Genomic DNA, 18,158 nt, shown 5'->3' with positions numbered 1-18,158 from the left:
TATTTTGGAAAATCCGGCATTCATGCCTTTTAATTCCGGTATGCGATGAAAAAGCGATGAGTTTATTTTTTTCCTAAAAAAACAAGAAAAAGTCATACACAATAAGGTCATTTATTGGTGAGTGCAAAATTGATCTTATTTTTTGTATTGAGAGTTTTTAGAGGTTCCCTTTATTTTTATTTTCAAATGCTTGATAAGCTCCTTCTTGTGAGTAATTTCTCTGGAAATCCTCAACAAAAGGGCCATGGTGTGTGACGCCACATGGGAAGTTTGACGGATGATAGGAGAGAAGTGTATCTGTTTGATAATAAGCAAAAATATTAGAATTATGGTTATTGTACGTAGAAAGAATTGATAGGGCCTTATCTAAGGCTCCTTTGATATCTTCTGAATTCATCGAAAAATTAAAGAAAATTTTTATATATTTTATTTCATTAGTTGCTAATTGCTCAATTTTGGGAACCAATAGTGACTCATCTCGCTTATAGAGAATGAACCCGGCAAAAACCTGCTGTTTAATAAAGTAATCAGCCATTTTTAATGTAAATGATGTAGCTCCGACCTTAAACCCATCTGTAGAGTGATTTGATATATATTTTTCATTAATGACTATTGCTATAATCATCTTTTTGTTGCCTGATGATAAACTCTTCATTTTCATTCTCTGTTGATATGTACGATATCTTCTGATATTGAGGCGGTAATAAAGCAAAGGCGAAATTTCCAGTTACGCGGATGTGCTGAAAGGTATAAAAAGCACTATTCATCATTATGTGCCAGAGAAGCCGATATCTTTAAGGTATACGCATGTAATCATTAAAATTAAATAATTTTATATATAAAATGTATGTTAATTTTTATAATCAACTACTAACCCTCTATCACAGTCTGCTACACCGAAATAATCTTTAATTAGCTTACCGCTGGTAATGGATTATCAGGAGGTAGTTGTAAATCTTCCCGGATCTGTGTGTGATCAGATCTCTTTAATCGGCTAAGATGGGAGCTATTTTTCTGCTTTTACACGCTAACTTTACCCATTTCTCCATTTCCCACGAACAAAGTATTGTTTCTCGGTTCAGCTTCATAGATTATAGAGGGTTATGTTGAAGCGCTTTTTGCATTGAGGAAAAAAACAATGAGTGAGGCAGGTGCCCGCCCGACAAACTTTATTCGTCAGATTATTGACGAAGATCTGGCAACGGGGAAACATACTTCCGTACATACCCGCTTTCCGCCTGAACCTAACGGTTATCTGCATATTGGTCATGCCAAGTCGATATGCCTGAATTTCGGCATCGCTCAAGACTATCAGGGACAGTGCAACCTACGTTTTGACGATACAAACCCCGTTAAGGAAGATATCGAGTACGTTGAGTCAATCAAAACTGACGTACAATGGTTGGGTTTCCAGTGGAGTGGCAATATTCGCTATTCTTCTGATTATTTCGATACGCTTTATCAATACGCCATTGAATTAATCAACAAAGGATTGGCGTATGTGGATGAGTTGAGTGCTGAAGAAATCCGTGAATATCGCGGGACTCTGAAAGAACCGGGTAAAAACAGTCCTTACCGTGATCGCAGTGTAGAAGAAAACCTCATTTTGTTTGAAAAAATGCGTGCCGGTGAATTTGCTGAAGGTAAGGCGTGTCTGCGTGCCAAAATTGATATGGCATCTCCGTTTATCGTTATGCGTGATCCGGTTATCTACCGCATTAAGTTCGCAGAACATCATCAGTCAGGCAATAAATGGTGCATCTATCCGATGTACGATTTCACACACTGCATTTCCGATGCGCTGGAAGGGATCACCCATTCCATCTGTACACTGGAATTTCAGGATAACCGTCGTTTATATGACTGGGTATTGGATAACATTACGATTGATTGCCATCCACGTCAGTACGAATTTTCTCGTCTGAACCTGGAATATGCGGTGATGTCAAAACGTAAACTGAATCAGTTGGTGACAGAAAACATCGTTGATGGTTGGGATGATCCACGTATGCCAACTATCTCTGGTTTACGTCGTCGTGGTTATACTTCTGCTGCTATTCGTGAATTCTGCCGCCGCATTGGTGTGACTAAACAGGATAACAACGTTGAAATGGCAGCGCTGGAATCTTGCATTCGTGATGATCTGAACGAAAACGCACCGCGTGCCATGGCGGTTTTTGATCCGGTAAAACTGGTGATTGAGAACATGCCGGAAGGCGAAGTCATCTTGACTATGCCTAATCATCCAAACAAGCCAGAAATGGGTAGCCGTGAAGTGCCGTTCAGCCGTGAACTGTACATTGATCGCGCGGATTTCCGTGAAGAAGCTAACCGTCAATATAAGCGCTTGGTTCTGGGTAAAGAAGTGCGTCTGCGTAATGCGTATGTGATTAAAGCTGAACATGTTGAAAAAGATGCGGAAGGCAATATCACGACAATTTATTGCCAATACGATGAACAAACCTTGAATAAAGATCCGGCTGACGGCCGCAAAGTTAAAGGGGTTATTCATTGGGTAAGCGCTGCACACGGCGTACCAGCGGAATTTTACCTGTATGACCGTCTGTTCAGTGTGGCAAATCCTGGGGCGGAAGATGACTTCCTGTCCACTATCAACCCAGAATCATTGGTGGTTCGTAAAGGGTTTGTAGAGCCTGGGTTGGCAACTGCACTGCCAGAAAAAACATATCAGTTTGAGCGTGAAGGTTATTTCTGTGCTGATAGCCGCTTCTCAAGTGCTGAACGTCTGGTATTTAACCGCACGGTTGGCCTGCGTGATACTTGGGCAAAAATCTCACAGGAATAATGTGAGTCAGGTTGCCTAATCCACATAATCCACACCTTAAAAAAGCGTGATTATTTTCACGCTTCATAATCCATCTGGATTGTTGCTACAACGGAGCTTACGCAAGTTGGAAGGAAGTCCCTTTCATTCGTTAAAAGTTGCTCGCCGTGGAAAAAACTACCCGGCTATTGCCGGGTTGCCGAGCGTTCTATTGGCCTATATTGGGAAGATAATAGGCAAGGTATTTTGAAAGTAGCTCTTTTCCCATTGGGGTAAAATGCAGCGGAGTTGATGCCTTAGCTAAGGCTGAATTTGTATTCGTGGTATCATAGATCGGCATATTGTCATTGGCCTCCCATCGGGTCCACTGATGGTAGACGCGCTCAGAAAGCATTGGTAGCAAAGGCAACAAGGCGTTGTCGTTCAAATGAGGATCAGCGGTCAGCCTGGAAAGCCATTCGTTGTAAGGGAGTGACTGCAATGGATGTCCATGGCATTCTTCTAAAAGGCGGAAGAACCCATCAATGTCAACGGACTGCTCTATTTGTGGCGGAACGAGGTGGTAAACCTGACCCAGATTCTGTATGTCAGTAGCGATAGTCAAAATCGCCGCGCTGACATAATCGACCGGAACAAACTCCTTTCGCTGGCGCGGCAGTTGCGGACAAACGCCGATATCAATACATCCCCTGATCAGGCGTGCGACGAAATCATTTGGGTTGCCGACGCCGTGAACGCTGTCACCCATAATGAACCCCGGCCGGTAGACGGACAACGGGATGCCAAGTTCCCGGGCCTGCCGGATAAGCTGTTCTACAACCCATTTGCTCTGTGCATAGCCGGTATCATATTTCAGGCCCTCGATATAGGGGATGAGGCTATCATTCTCATAGATGCGAGTTGTGGGATTCAGCAATCCCGCCGGACCGAATGCTGCAATCGTCGATGAATAATGCACGGCCTTGGCTTTGCCTTGTGTGGCGAAGCGAAGAATGTTCAGCGTGCTGTCGATGTTGAAGACGCGCTGCATTCGGTAGGGATGGATGTAGTTGACATTTGCTGCCAGATGAAAAACGACATCACTCGTGTTGGCCAATTCGTCATGGAGTTCGTTGCTTAGCCCTAATTTGGGTTGAGACAAATCACCAGTAACGGCGCTAATGCGCTCGGCGAACGAGGCCTCCCACAATCCGTACTTGGAAAGGGTGTCCTCAATGCGTTGGTACGCTGTGGCATCGTCTTTTGCCCGAACGAGACAAACTACTTTTTTTATATTCTCTTTTAGATTCCCGAGCGTAAGGAGATCACGTAAGAAGAACGCGCCCAGAAAGCCGGTCGCACCTGTCAGAAAAATGGATGCGTTAGCAAGATGCGCCCAGTCCTGCGGTTTCTCCGGCAATGGCTTGATATCGTCCGGTAGTTTTGCGTCGCACAACCATTCCTCCATTTCATCCAGCGCCTGTGGGGAATTGCCTTGTGAAATGATTTTGGCTAGTTGCCGGAGGTTTGGTACCTCGTAAATGGTCTGTACCAAGAAGTGTTGTTTAAACTGACGAGCGAGTTCAATCACAAGACGAGCCGCTTGCAGGGAACTGCCTCCCATTTGAAAGAAGTTGTCGTCAAGCGAGATCTCGCTGTTATTCAGGATATTGCTCCAGATGCGATATACCTCATACTCGGTATCGTTGAAACCAGCGGGCCGCTCTTCAGACGGCGCTCGCTTTGTGAACATCGCTATGAGCTTGCGTTGATCTATCTTTCCGTGCGGCGTCATAGGGATATCCTCGACGACGAAAAGGCGAGGCTGCATGTATGCAGGCAGATACTCACTCAATTCCCGTGCAAGCCGATCCCGGTCGAAAGTGTCCGGCGACAGAGGAACAACGAATGCGGCAAGGAAATCGTCTTCCCCCTCGTTCTTGACGGCGCAGGCTCTGGCCAGACTAACTTCCTTGCTTTTTAGAAGCCGAACTTCGATTTCTTCCAGTTCGATACGATGACCGCGTATCTTCACCTGATTGTCGATGCGCCCTGAATACATGAAGACGCCATCGTCACGCTGCCAACCGAGATCGCCCGTTTTGTAAAGCCGCATCGGCAGGGCATGTCCGGGGATAGATACATGTATGAAACGATCGGCATTCAATTCATTACGGTTCCAGTACCCCCGTGAGAGTCCTTTACCACCGAGATAGAGTTGTCCCAGATTCCCTGGCGCCAGCGGCTCCAGATTATCATCCAAAATAAATGCGCTGGTACGGTCGATCGGTCGTCCGATAGGAACACTGCCACTAACCAGATCGTCCAGATTGATATCGTGTGAAAGCGCGAATATGGTGCTTTCCGTTGGGCCATACCCATTAATAATATGTTGTGGGGGGGCGTCTGCTTCCAGAACCAGCTTCACCGTATGGGCATTGAGTGCTTCGGCACCGATCACAAGATAGCGAATATCACGGAATGCCTGAGGGTAAGTTTTCGCGATCAGATTGAAGAGCGTTGCTGCAACAAAGACGATAGAAATTTTGCACCTCGCCAGTTCGGCTTGAAAATACTCTATGTTCAGCACATCCTTTTTAGGGGGCACGAAAGCCGTCGCGCCATTGAGGAGGGTTCCCCAGACTTCGAACAGAGAGATGTCGAATGTCGGACTACAGGTACAGGCAATGCGATCTTCAGGCGTGAAATGTATATATGACGTATCGACGACGACCCGCATGATGCTTTCTTTCTCGATCTGCACGCCTTTCGGCTTACCGGTTGTGCCGGAGGTAAAGAGAATATGGGTTCGATGATGTGGAGTCAGGCAAGCAATCCCGCTATCAGTTTCGGTTAAGTCTTCCCCTTCAAGAAGATCGGAAAATGAAACGAGTGTGGTGTGTAATTGTGGGGAGCTGTCTGGCGAATCGGTAATGGTCCATCTCACATCCAGATCGTCCAACATGTCGTTTAGGCGCGCTGGAGGTACATTCGGGTCGAGAGGCACGCAACTGCCGCCCGCCATAAGAATGGCAAGCTGGCTCGTGATTTGTTCAATGCCTGGTGGCAGCAGGATCGCAATAGGCTCTTCATGCCTAATTCCAAACGACCGCAGCGAACCCGCAACGGTCGCTGCTTGTAGTTTAAGAGTATGATAATTAATCGATTTTTCAGGTGTGAGGACTGCGACTTTGTCGGGATAACTATGAACCTGCTTCAGGAAATGAGGCAACATTCAAACCTCCTATAAGACATAAAGAATAATCGTATCCAATGAAATTATTTACATTAAAATAATAACAAAAGGTGATTATTAATCATGGACGCAGTCAGTTCCGAATACAAGTCTTCTGTATGCTTTGTAATCTTTTTTTTGAGACGTATCTCAAAGACTTTTCTTTTTGATAGTTCAAACCAAAAAAATATGTTGTCGCGTCAACTTCCACAGAGAAAAAAGATTTCAAGTTAAAACTCGAAAGTGATTATCGTGATATCCGCTGCTGGGGGTTCGCTGGAAGTACAGATAAAAGCATTGTAATGAAAATTGATTCCTTCAATTTTGATTAAAAAATTGCCTTATAGTCCCATATTGTATAGGGTTATTGGCTAGCAAAATCTGTACGTTATTTACTCAGAGAAAAGAATAAGAAATTCGGACGAGGTCATTTATGAAAACCATAAAATTACGTACCTTGGCAGCATTCATCACGGCAGTTGGATTTATAGGTAATGCCCATGCGGAAATGACATCACAACAGATCGTAGATTCATTGAGTCAGCTAAAGGTCAATTTCAAAATCATTGATAATCAGGCTGGCTCGCATGGTACAAACTGCGCCATTATAGGCGCAGATTCGGCTGCCTGTAATCGAGTTAATATCACCTTGAGCAATGGCAATCAGGTTATAGAGTCATCTGATTGGGCGATCTATTTTCATAGTATTCGCCAGGTTCTGAAACTGGATAATGATCAATACAAAATCACCCATATAACGGGTGACTTGTATAAATTGGAGCCAAGCGAGAAATTCACGGGTATCAAGGCCAATGAAAAGATAGTATTGCCGATTATTGGAGAATACTGGCAGATCTACAGCACGGATTTTATGCCGCGTTGGTATGCAACCTCCGGCGATGCTACGCCTAAGGTATTGGTGAATACCGATACTGAAAACATCAGCGAGTTTTTATCTGATCTGGAAGATGAACAATGGAAGCGCACCGTAACGGATAACAATATCCTGATGACACCGGAGAATCGTTTCACAAAAAATCAGCAGGTAGCAAAAATCAGTGAAGATAAACTGCGCGGGCAGATAATTCCGACACCGAAGGAGCTTTCCATTCATTCACAGGATGTCGATTTATCCCGTGGAGTGAAATTAGAGCTGGGAGGGTTGAGCGGCGAGTCTATTAAGGTCATCAGAGAGCGTTTTAAAGCACAGGACATTGACTTAACAGACAGCGGCTATCAGATAGCGACGCAAATCAATGCGAACCAATTTACAGGGCTATGGCGGGTAAAAGGTGCCTATTCGTTGGCAATTACGACCAAAGGAGCGCAGATTGTCGCGTTTGATCAATCTGGTGTATTTTATGGTCTGCAATCGCTATTTTCTTTACTTCCTGCCAACGGTACGCCGAAGATTGCTACATTGACGGCAAAAGATGCGCCGAGGTTTGAATACCGTGGCGTGTTCCTTGATGTTGGGCGTAATTTTCATAGCAAAGAAGCGGTGTTACGTCTGCTCGATCAAATGTCCAACTATAAGTTGAATAAGTTCCACTTCCATTTGAGTGACGATGAAGGCTGGCGTTTGGAAATTCCCGGTTTACCGGAGTTGACAGAGATTGGCAGTCAGCGTTGCCATGACCTGAGTGAAACCCAGTGCCTGTTGCCGCAATTGGGGTCAGGGCCGAATAACAACAACATGGGTAGCGGTTATTTTAGCCGTCAGGATTATCTTGATATTCTGAATTATGCCAAAGCTCGCCAGATAGAAGTCATACCCGAAATTGATATTCCCGCTCATGCCCGTGCTGCTGTTGTATCAATGGAAGCACGTTATAAGAAACTTATGGCACAAGGCAAAGAGCAGGAGGCCAATGAATATCGCTTACTTGATCCGACCGATACCTCAAATACAACATCCGTACAGTTCTATGATCGCCGGAGTTACCTGAATCCATGTATGGATTCTTCCAAACGATTTATCGATAAAGTAATTAGCGAAGTTGCCGCCATGCACAAAGAAGCCGGGCAACCGTTGAATACATGGCATTTTGGCGGGGATGAGGCAAAAAATATTCGTTTGGGTGCCGGATATCAGGATGAAGACGGACCAATTGTGCCGGGCAAGGGGATTATCAACAAAAAAATCGAAGATAAGCCGTGGGCTAAGTCTCAGGTTTGTCAGAAGATGATAGCGCAGGGTGTAATCAAAGATGTTGATGAGCTTGCCAGTTATTTTGCTATTGAAGTCAGTAAAATCGTCAACTCTCACGGCATTGACACAATGCAGGCATGGCAGGATGGTCTGAAACACGCCAAGTCAGCAAAAGACTTTGCTACTAAACATGTTGCAGTCAATTTCTGGGATACCCTTTATTGGGGAGGTTATGACACCGTAAGTGATTGGGCGAATAAAGATTATCGAGTTATCGTTTCCAGTCCTGATTATGTCTACATTGATATGCCGTATGAAGTGCATCCGAAAGAGCGGGGCTACTATTGGGCGACTCGGTTTAATGACGAAGCGAAAATCTTCAGCTTTGCCCCAAATAACATGCCACAAAATGCGGAAACGTCGGTAGATCGCGATGGCAACCGTTTTAATACTCATAGCAATAAACGTTGGCCGGGCGCTTATGGTATGTCAGGACTATCATGGAGTGAAACCGTGCGTACCGATGAACAGATGGAATATATGATTTACCCGCGCTTATTACCGCTGGCAGAACGAGCCTGGCATCAGGCGAATTGGGAACTGAATTATCAGCAGGGTAGAGAATATAAAGGTGGAATAACCCATTATGTTGAGACGGATGTGCTCAATCGTGATTGGGAACGTTTTGCCAACCTGATGGGGCAGCGTGAGCTGACTAAACTGGATAAACTCAACATTGCTTATCGCCTGCCGGTTCCGGGAGGAAAAATTGTTGCCGGGGTATTTGAAGCTAATATTGCGTTGCCGGGTGTTGTTATCCAATATTCACTGGATGATGGAAAAACATGGCAGATTTACGATGATAGACAGCGGCCTTACGTCAGCAGTAATGTGAAAATTCGTTCTGTCAGTAGTGATGGAAAACGTTTTAGCCGGATAGACGAAGTTAAATTTTAACGCTTAAATTTAACGCCTAAAGCAATCTGCCGATTAGCGTGAGCTAATCGGCAGTAGTTTATTCAGACTAAGTCAGACACAAGAAGTGAGCGACGTTCATCACTTCTTTATTGTGCTTGCTTATTATGCTTTTTCATCATGCAGTGAACCATCTTTGCGACAATCACCAACAGTACAGTGACCATATAAGTAGAGGCTATGGTTTGAAAGTTTAATGCCATAGCGTTCTGCAATGTCTTTCTGGCGTTCTTCAATCGATTCGTCACTGAATTCAATGACTTTACCACAGTCGAGACAAATTAGATGGTCATGGTGGTGTTGCTGAGTGAGTTCAAAAACAGATTTACCGCCTTCAAAATTGTGGCGTGTGACAATGCCGGCATCATCGAACTGGTTCAACACGCGATAGACAGTGGCGAGGCCAATCTCTTCACCGATATCAATCAGTTTTTTGTAGAGATCCTCCGCACTGACATGATGGCATTCTGGGTCCTGTAGCACTTCCAGAATTTTCAAGCGCGGAAGTGTTACTTTAAGTCCAGCATTTTTCAATGCTTTATTGTTGTCGGTCATGCGGATTCAGTCCTGTAACTTGAGTTAAGTGAACTTATGATACTTAGGGGTATCGTGAGGGAATCATGATTCTGTTTCACGTTGTTGATTATAGGCATGGACATTCAAAATGAAAACCATGCCAGACCTGATATCATGACACATTATGCAAGTGTGTGAAAGGAAGCTAATGCCCTTATGCACCCAGAATTTCAGACAGGCTCATTTCAGCCTTAATTTTTTGTACCCAGGCTTCAACGCGCTCATCAGTTAATTCTGGTTGGCGGTCTTCATCAATAGCCAGACCAATGAAGTGGTTATCATCAGCCATACCTTTAGAAGCTTCAAAGTGATACCCTTCGGTTGGCCAGTGACCTACAATAATAGCGCCACGAGGTTCAATAATATCGCGGATGGTGCCCATAGCATCACAGAAATACTCTGCATAATCTTCCTGATCTCCGCAACCGAATAGAGCGACTAGTTTCCCTTCGAAGTTAATCTCTTCCAAAGTCGGGAAAAAATCATCCCAGTCGCATTGAGCTTCGCCGTAATACCAGGTTGGGATGCCAAGCAGCAGAATATCGAAGGCTTCAATGTCTTCCTTGCTGCTTTTGGCAATATCGTGGACTTCAGCAACATCAGCACCGCCCAATTTTTCTTGGATCATTTTGGCGATGTTCTCTGTGTTGCCTGTATCGCTGCCGAAGAATATACCTATTATTGCCATAAAATGGGTTAACCTCTTGTTTTATTGTGTATTTAAGCTATACACATCACGCTGAAATCAGCAGGAAAAATGTCAGTTTTAATAAAATGAAAAGCGTTATTTTGACCAAACATCCATGACAAGTCTGTCAGATTTGTGTGGTGATGCCGCTTTATTGCTGTTGAATAAAAGCCGTTAATCGGCAAGGTGATTTTTTTCTGTCAGTTGGGCTAACAGCATCTGTTCAATCAGTTCACTACGGCTGATATTACGCTGTTTTGCCAGATGATTTAGTGCATCGACTGCCTCTTCGTTGAGTTTTAATTCCACTCGACGCAGTCCCTTGACTTTATCTCGTCGCAACTGGTTGCGTTTATTAATCCTAAGCTGTTCATCTCTGGACAGTGGGTTTGTTTTAGGTCGCCCTGGCCTGCGTTCATCTGCGAACAAATCCAGTGTGGTGCGATCAGTTTGTTCTTTTGCCATAAATTCAATTGATAAAGGGCGTGTACCAGTAATATAGCGGGCAATAATACCTTAGCTGAGCGCGTGTCGCTACTGGTTGATGGGGGAGATTGTCGGAATCGGCCTTTACGACGTAAACGTCTTTTGTATCATGTAGGTCAGAAAATCAAGATTTTCAGCCCCTTTAAAATCTGACTCCATCCCTTTTTTTCCTATCGCGCCATCAACGGTGGTCATTAACCAGAACGCGGCTTGCTCTGCATTAATTTGTTTGCCGATTTCCCCATTTTCAATACCTTTGCGAATTAGTGAGACCAAGCGTTCCCTGACTTTCTTGTCATTTTCGATAAATATCTTATGAATGACGAGATTGCGGCTGGCCGTATCGAACAGCGTCAGTTGTGGCTGACTAACGATACCCATGTGGGTCGAGTAAATGATGAATACAAAACGTCAACACGTCCTAGTACTACAGCCGTAGGAACTTTTCTCAATAGAGAATAAACTTATAGGAAGACTTGAAATAATGCAGTTTTTCAGTTTCTTGAGAATTATATAACGCATTGATTTTATTTTAGTTACGGCTTTAGTACTAGTACATTCGTACCAGAAGTATTGTTCACATAGAGATCATTCAAGATGGTTAAATTATCCCGTTTTTCTTTGGATAATAAGACGCGAACCGGAATTTGTCGGTCTGGTAAGTTAAATTTGGAGACATTGGCATTAATCCCACCAATGGTTGCTGTTTTGATTACAGAACCAATAGGTCATGATTCCAATTTATTGATAGTGGCGAATATTCAGATAATATCCAATGATTCTGCCATGCATACATGGACGCCCCTTGTTTGCCAAACAATCGTTTGTCATGACCAGAACTCGGTTAAGATTGCAGCCATACATCCGGACCTTAGTTGAGGCCGTCGCCTCTGTCCCTGATGGAATTCGCTGATCAGGCTCTTATCATTTCGGCGCGCTATGAGTGTTTGCACGACACCAGAGTTTCCTGATCACGGTCCGACCTGTCTTGCCATCACTTCTCGATTGCCCGTGCAATCTTTGGAAACTGCTTTTATATGGACTCCCTTATTTACACTTTATGATTTTAGTCGCTTGTTTCCGGGTTCCCGTAATCCGTCTCAAACTCCCTGCCATGTACCAGCAACGCCCAGATAATTCTGGTATTTTTATTCTCCAGCGTCACCACAGCAACATGGGTATTACGTCTCGACAACAGACTATTCAGCCCATTTTCTGTTCGACCGGTTTTCTCTTTGACGTACCGTACCGTCGCCCTTGCTTCATGAATCAACAGTGCCCGCAAATAATTGTCACCCCGTTTGCTGATCTCCAGCAGGGTTGACTTACTCCCACTCGAATGTTGCCGGGGTACTAGACCCAGCCATGCCGACAGCTGGCGACCATTAGCGAAGTTTCTGGCATCCCCTACCGATGCCACCAGGGCACTTGCCGTTATCGGGCCGATACCGGGTATTTCCGATAATCTTTGGCTGTCCGCATTTTCACGGTGCCACGGTTGAATTTCCTGTTCCAGTTCCGTAACCTGACGACCAAGTTCCTTCAGGTGTTCACCCAACCGCTGGAGCAGTTGCCTGAAGGGATCTGGCAGGCTATTACTGGCATCCGCCAGAATCTCAGGCCGCCGTACTGCAATCTGCCTTATCCCCTGAGCGATAACGCTGCCAAACTCGCTCAGTAAACCACGAATGGCATTGGCCTGCGCTGTACGGGCTTTGACAAATCCCTCTCGTGCGCGATGCACTGACAAGATGCTTTGCTGCTCTTCTGTTTTTACCGGTACAAAACGCATGTTCGGTCGTGTCACCGCTTCACAAATCGCTTTCGCATCTGCTGCATCGTTTTTATGAGTTTTGCCATAGGTTTTAACAAACCCGTGGAGCCATTAATTTTACCTCATGGCCAAAACTTCGCAGCTTGCGTGCCCAATAATGCGCCCCACCACAGGCTTCCATACCAATAAGGCAAGGTGGAAGTTGACGATAAACGTCAGCATTTTCGCGCGCGGTAGCTGTTTTTTGAGCACCGTTTCACCCTGTGTATCGACGCCGTGGATCTGAAAGACATTTTTTGCCAGAGCGATACCAACCGTTGTCATCTTCATGGTGGACGCTCCCGTTATTAATTGGCTGTGTTTAATACACTCCCATTTTGGCACATTGATGCCGCTTGAATGGGGCGTCCATCCCATTATTTCGACGGATTTTGAAAAAGACAACGTCTTGCGAGTCAGTCTTGCTAAGTGTTGATGAAGATTCAGATTATGTCTCTCTATGCGTTGTGTATAACGCTTACTGACCACATGCAGTTTCCCCGCCAGCGTTTTTTCATAGCTTTTCCAGCCATCGGTCACAGAGATCACAGTGTTGAAAGGAGCCTGCAACGCCATCAGACGCATCAATGTTTTCTTTGTCCTTGGACCAAAAACGTGGGCGATCACTTTTCGCCTAATCCTGTCATAAGCATAAAAGAGCCAACGAGGCTGATTCTTTGACTTCACGTACGACCACTGCTCATCCATTTCACAACAGACAATCACTTCTGTGCCGGGAGCAATGACTTCTGCTACCGATTTGGGTCTGAGCTTTTTAAATGACGAAGGACAGTATTCAGACCAATTCCCATAACACGCGCTGTTGCCCGACATCCCATTCCATTCATGGTCATATCTACAATTTGCGCTTATGTGTGCCGGGACGACAAGCGGCATAAGTGAATTCCAGTTGCCAAGAGTGACGGTAGGATTGGCAAAGATAACGTTGATGACCAGAACACGAGCGCCCATTACGGTGGATCCCCTTAACTGCATAACAAGAGGGGCAGATTACATCAATCTTTGCCATTTACGTTCTAAATAGGCGTACTATACATGATTCAATAAATTGATATCACAACCGATTTTTTCTTTTACCGCCTTAATGTGGTTTGCGAATTATAGAACATGTATTTTCATAAAAATAATTTCATTATTTAATATAATTATTGGAATAATTATTTTTAATTCCAATTTATTTAACTATAATAATTTAAAGTTATATTTTTCTTGCTAATCTTTTATTTGTTTAAAAAACCGATCTTACTCACAATACATTATTTTTTTTACTTGTTATTTTTATTTTATTTGGAGAGTGGTTTTCTTTATGTTAAAAAGTTACTGGGATAAAAATGATAATTAAATCACCATGTAATAGTATAGTTTATATTAAAAGAAAATAATCACATTGAGAAATAAGACTCAAAGCGGTAGCTATTCCTTAAATAAAAAAATACAGAATTGAAATTATTAATAATAAATATATTAACCTGAATTCTAGATAAGAAATTGAACTAAAAGACTGCTCTAAGATCAGAATCTTAGACGAATAAAAAACCGATCTAAAAAGGAAAATATAATGAACGCATCCCAAATTTTCATCACAGCGGGGATTAGATAGGTGAGTGTGGATCCTCGCAAATTTCCGGCATCACTGTACCCAATACGGGATACACTCTGCTCCCTGCTCCCTGAAGGATCCACGAGATAAAATATACCCCTATAGGCGTCGATATTGCAAAACATCTTATGCAGGAGCACTTCGTTGATGAGAACACGGGGAAAATTGTTGACAAGCAAATTAAGCGGGCTGCTTTTCTAGCATAGTTCAGCAATCGCGAACCTTGTCTCATCAGCATGGAAGCCTGCGGAGGTTCTCAGCACTGGGCACGTGGGCGTCAGAAACTGGGGCATCAGGTCAGACTGCTTAAGGGTCGCGATTTGTTAAAGCGTTTGTGATGGGTAATAAGAATGATGTGGTGGATGCCCGGGCTATCTGGATTGCAGTCCAGCAATCCGTTAAGCCCTTTTGTGTCAAGACGGAGGAACAACAGGCAATCCTAGCACTTCATCGGATGCCTCAGCAATTGGTGAAGTTCAGAACCACACAGATAAATGCGCTACATGGTATGTTGCTGGAATTTGGTGAGACCCTCCATAAGAGCCGGACTTCACTGGAGAAAAAATACCCCGAAACACTGGAACAGCTGAAAAAACAGCTCCCCGTGTATCTGATAAACCTGCTCAATGAACAGTACCAGCGCCTTGCCGATCTTGATGCCTATATTGACGGTATTGAAAAACAACTGTCGGCAGTAGCGAAGCAGAATGAAACCTGTAAGCGGTTATTGGAAATCCCCGGAGTGGGACCGTTAATCGCCACGGCAGCTGTTGCCACAATGGGGGAAGCCTCTACGTTTAAATCAGGTCGGGGAGTTCGCTGCTTTTGTTGGTCTGGTACCGAAACAAACCGGTTCTGACGGTAAGGTTCATCTGCTCGGGATAAGTAAGCGTGGCGACACCTACCTGAGAACCCTGTTTATCAATGGAGCAAGGGCGGCATCACTGGTAGCCAAAGATCCCGGTCCATGGATAACTGAACTCAAAACACGACGACCCACAGCGGTGGCAAACAAACTAGCCCGGATAATGTTGGCGATAACCGTGCATAACCGCAGGTACGACAAAAAGTTACGTCAGCGTCAGACCATATTAATAAATAACTGAAGCTGACAAACGTTAATGCTTAAAAAAGTGTGAATGTTGAAAGGTTGCTCTGGTGGTCATAGTGATGACAAAGACAGCAACTGCTTTCAATGTCAACGTCACTTTTGTCTTACAAATGGGATACGTTCATATAGCAACCAAACGTGTGTCTTATAAACACAATTGGCGCAAAAATAACGCAGATATGGGTTGAGTTTAAAGCAAATCAACAAGTGCTGTTATTAGAATAAGTTAAATATCATTCGCACTGTTTTTTATTTGAGCATTCATGCGGTTGCCCTGCCCTATGGCCAATAATGCTTCACAGCCCCCACAATTTCTAAAGTGATTAAAATAAAAGGAAGTAGTTAATGAGTAAAAAACCAATGACTATTTTTATCTTATCAAGAGAATACCCTCCGTTTACTATAGGTGGAATTAGCACAGTCACATGCTCTTTGGCTGAAGGGATTTCAACATTGATAGATGGAGATGTTGTGGTGATAACGAATACTACAGAAATGACTAATTCCTACGAACTGAATAATAATCTTCATATTTATCGAGTGGCAAATGAAGATATATATACTAGTTATTCGGATCTATCAGATACTGTTATAAAATCTCATCATAGAATTTTAAAAGGAATAAATTATTTAGTAAGCAAGCTAGGACGTCCTGATATAATATTATTGCCAGATTTATTTTGTTTTCCAGAGGCAAAAGTTATTTCTAAAATATATAAGTGCCCTATTGTTAATATCTTATCTCAAGATTTTAGAAAAATAACACCATATGATAAAAATAAATTTCATATGGTTTCAAATTCAATATCAGCGAATCATTATAGTTTATTCTCCCTAGAGGAGAAATCATTGAGAATGTCTGACTACAATATTTTTGTTAGTAACTCTCTTTCTAAGAGTATAAATGAAAACTATGATATTAACATTAATAATCAAAGTGTTATTTATTTGGGGGTTATACCTAATGAAATGGCCAAATTAACTAACGATGAGCACATAGAAATAAGAAGAAAACTAGCCTCCACAAAAGATATTTTATTTGTTTCATGTGGTCGTTTAGTACCTGTAAAAGGAATGAACTATTTGATTGAAGCTTTTTATTTATTAAAGAAAAAAAATTCTAATGTAAAACTGATCATTATTGGCATTGGTCCAGAGTTGACTTATCTACAAGATATGGTTAAGAAATACAATTTAGAAGAGCACGTTATATTTTTAGGTAATATGCCAAGAGAAGATGTATTAAAACATTTTAAAGTAGCAGATATTGCAGTTATCCCATCAATATGGGAATCATTTTGTTATGTGGCAGCAGAACTTATGGGAATTGGTAAACCTATTATTTGTTCAGGTGTAGATTCACTAAATGAGTTAATTAGAGATAATATAGATGGAATAAAGGTGCCAATATATATAGAAAATGAAAAACGCACTTTGAAACCAATAGATATTTTTCATGGAATGTTACGGTTTATTGAAGAACCAAATACAGCCAATAGAATGGCTGAAAGCGCTAAAAAAAGAGTACAAACAAAATTTAACAATGACTTATTTGTTAATAAAGTCATGGCGATATGTAACGCTTTATTGACTGAAAAAATAACAGAGGTATTTGATGATACAAGAAGATGAAATTAATATTTATCTAAAAAAAATCAAACCAATAGATCACATGGCTAAAAGAAGGATTATGCTAAAAGAAGCAAATTCTTTGAAGATATCAGGTAGTTTAGGTAAGCTAGATATAATTGCCAAACAAGTTTTAGCAATAAAGGAAAAGATAGAACCACATAATTTTAAAAAAACAATTATAGTTATGGCTGGAGATCATGGAGTTGCGAGTGAATGTGTGTCTGTATTTAAATCAAATGTTACAAGTAAATTATTACTTAAAATCTCTGAAGGAAAAGCACCTATTAATGCAATTGCCAATACTATAGGAGCGCAGTTAATTCCTGTAGATATGGGAGTTGATAATTTTATTGACTCACATCCAAATATCATTAATATGAAGTTAGGAAACTCTACAAATAATATATCCAAAGGACCTGCTATGGACAGAGATAAGGTCATTAAAGGCATTCTGAGTGGAATTAAACTTATTTCTTCTGATATAATTATTAATAGTGATATCTTAGCAGTAGGAGAGATTGGTATAGGAAATACTACATCAGCTAGTGCAATTACAAGCTTGTTATGTAATATTTCTCCTGATGAAACAGTCGGACAAGGAACAGGAATAAGTATAGATACTCAAAAAAGAAAGAAAGAGATTGTAAGAAAGAGTTTAATTATAAATAGAATTAATTTTGATGACCCAATAGACGTTCTTGCTAAATTAGGAGGATATGAAATTGTTGGTGTTGTGGGTGTTATATTGGGGGCTGCTATTAATAAGATACCTATTGTAGTTGATGGTTTTATTAGTAGTGTCGCTGCTCTCCTTGCCTATAAAATGTCGCAAACTGTATCTGAATACATGATTATATCTCATTTATCTGCGGAGCCGGGGCATAAATATATAATAAGAGAATTAAGAAAATCCCCTTTATTAGATCTAGGAATGAGGTTAGGGCAAGCATCAGGAGCAGCTTTTACTCTACCTCTTATTGAATCAGCTTGTGCTGTATATTTAAAATCGGCAACTATTATCGAGTCAAAAATTAAGACAGAAGATAAGAATATATAATTCATATCGGGTTAGATTAATAATTTAAATTTATCACAAAGATGAAAA

Annotated in this window: 10 protein-coding genes and 3 pseudogenes; 5 read left to right on the top strand and 8 right to left on the bottom strand. The window is 42.3% G+C overall.

Features of this window, described 5'->3' with window-relative positions:
* Window positions 1–157: 157 nt before the first annotated feature.
* Complete coding sequence (locus Xmir_RS12915) at window positions 158–655, bottom strand: hypothetical protein (RefSeq protein WP_145956898.1); 498 nt, start codon at window positions 653–655, stop codon at window positions 158–160.
* A 483-nt stretch (window positions 656–1,138) separates the two neighbouring features.
* On the opposite strand from Xmir_RS12915, the gene glnS reads away from it, so the two are divergent.
* Window positions 1,139–2,806, top strand: coding sequence for a glutamine--tRNA ligase (gene glnS / locus Xmir_RS12910; protein ID WP_099114642.1), 1,668 nt, complete (start codon window positions 1,139–1,141; stop codon window positions 2,804–2,806).
* Window positions 2,807–2,993: 187 nt separating this feature from the next.
* Here glnS and Xmir_RS12905 read toward each other — a convergent pair whose 3' ends face one another.
* On the bottom strand, window positions 2,994–5,999 hold the full coding sequence (locus Xmir_RS12905; RefSeq protein ID WP_099114641.1) for a non-ribosomal peptide synthetase: 3,006 nt from the start codon (window positions 5,997–5,999) through the stop codon (window positions 2,994–2,996).
* 433 nt (window positions 6,000–6,432) lie between these two features.
* On the opposite strand from Xmir_RS12905, the gene Xmir_RS12900 reads away from it, so the two are divergent.
* On the top strand, window positions 6,433–9,108 hold the full coding sequence (locus Xmir_RS12900; protein ID WP_099114640.1) for a beta-N-acetylhexosaminidase: 2,676 nt from the start codon (window positions 6,433–6,435) through the stop codon (window positions 9,106–9,108).
* A 123-nt stretch (window positions 9,109–9,231) separates the two neighbouring features.
* Here Xmir_RS12900 and fur read toward each other — a convergent pair whose 3' ends face one another.
* The 6 genes and pseudogenes from fur to Xmir_RS12870 all read right to left on the bottom strand — a co-directional run.
* Window positions 9,232–9,681, bottom strand: coding sequence for a ferric iron uptake transcriptional regulator (fur, locus tag Xmir_RS12895; protein ID WP_099114639.1), 450 nt, complete (start codon window positions 9,679–9,681; stop codon window positions 9,232–9,234).
* A 175-nt stretch (window positions 9,682–9,856) separates the two neighbouring features.
* Window positions 9,857–10,390 carry a flavodoxin FldA gene (gene fldA / locus Xmir_RS12890; protein WP_099114638.1) on the bottom strand — a complete coding sequence of 178 codons (534 nt, stop codon included), beginning with the start codon at window positions 10,388–10,390 and terminating at the stop codon, window positions 9,857–9,859.
* Between the two features lie 174 nt (window positions 10,391–10,564).
* On the bottom strand, window positions 10,565–10,855 hold the full coding sequence (gene ybfE / locus Xmir_RS12885) for a LexA regulated protein (RefSeq protein WP_099114637.1): 291 nt from the start codon (window positions 10,853–10,855) through the stop codon (window positions 10,565–10,567).
* Window positions 10,856–10,960: 105 nt separating this feature from the next.
* Window positions 10,961–11,257, bottom strand: a complete 297-nt coding sequence (locus tag Xmir_RS12880; protein ID WP_099114636.1) for a hypothetical protein — start codon at window positions 11,255–11,257, stop codon at window positions 10,961–10,963.
* A 685-nt stretch (window positions 11,258–11,942) separates the two neighbouring features.
* Window positions 11,943–12,980 (bottom strand): annotated as a pseudogene (locus Xmir_RS12875) (IS110 family RNA-guided transposase).
* Between the two features lie 87 nt (window positions 12,981–13,067).
* Window positions 13,068–13,719, bottom strand: a pseudogene (locus tag Xmir_RS12870) (IS1 family transposase); the annotation flags it as partial.
* Window positions 13,720–14,396: 677 nt separating this feature from the next.
* Here Xmir_RS12870 and Xmir_RS12865 point away from each other — a divergent pair.
* The 3 genes and pseudogenes from Xmir_RS12865 to cobT all read left to right on the top strand — a co-directional run bounded on the left by Xmir_RS12865 (window position 14,397) and on the right by cobT (window position 18,110).
* Window positions 14,397–15,405 (top strand): annotated as a pseudogene (locus tag Xmir_RS12865) (IS110 family RNA-guided transposase).
* A 361-nt stretch (window positions 15,406–15,766) separates the two neighbouring features.
* Window positions 15,767–17,053, top strand: coding sequence for a glycosyltransferase family 4 protein (locus tag Xmir_RS12860; protein WP_099114635.1), 1,287 nt, complete (start codon window positions 15,767–15,769; stop codon window positions 17,051–17,053).
* A complete protein-coding gene (cobT, locus tag Xmir_RS12855; protein WP_099114634.1) occupies window positions 17,037–18,110 on the top strand; it encodes a nicotinate-nucleotide--dimethylbenzimidazole phosphoribosyltransferase in 1,074 nt (357 codons plus the stop codon). Before Xmir_RS12860 ends, cobT begins: the two co-directional genes overlap by 17 nt.
* Window positions 18,111–18,158: the final 48 nt, after the last annotated feature.

The sequence above is a fragment of the Xenorhabdus miraniensis genome, from assembly GCF_002632615.1.
This window is presented reverse-complemented; position numbering and strand designations above follow the sequence as displayed.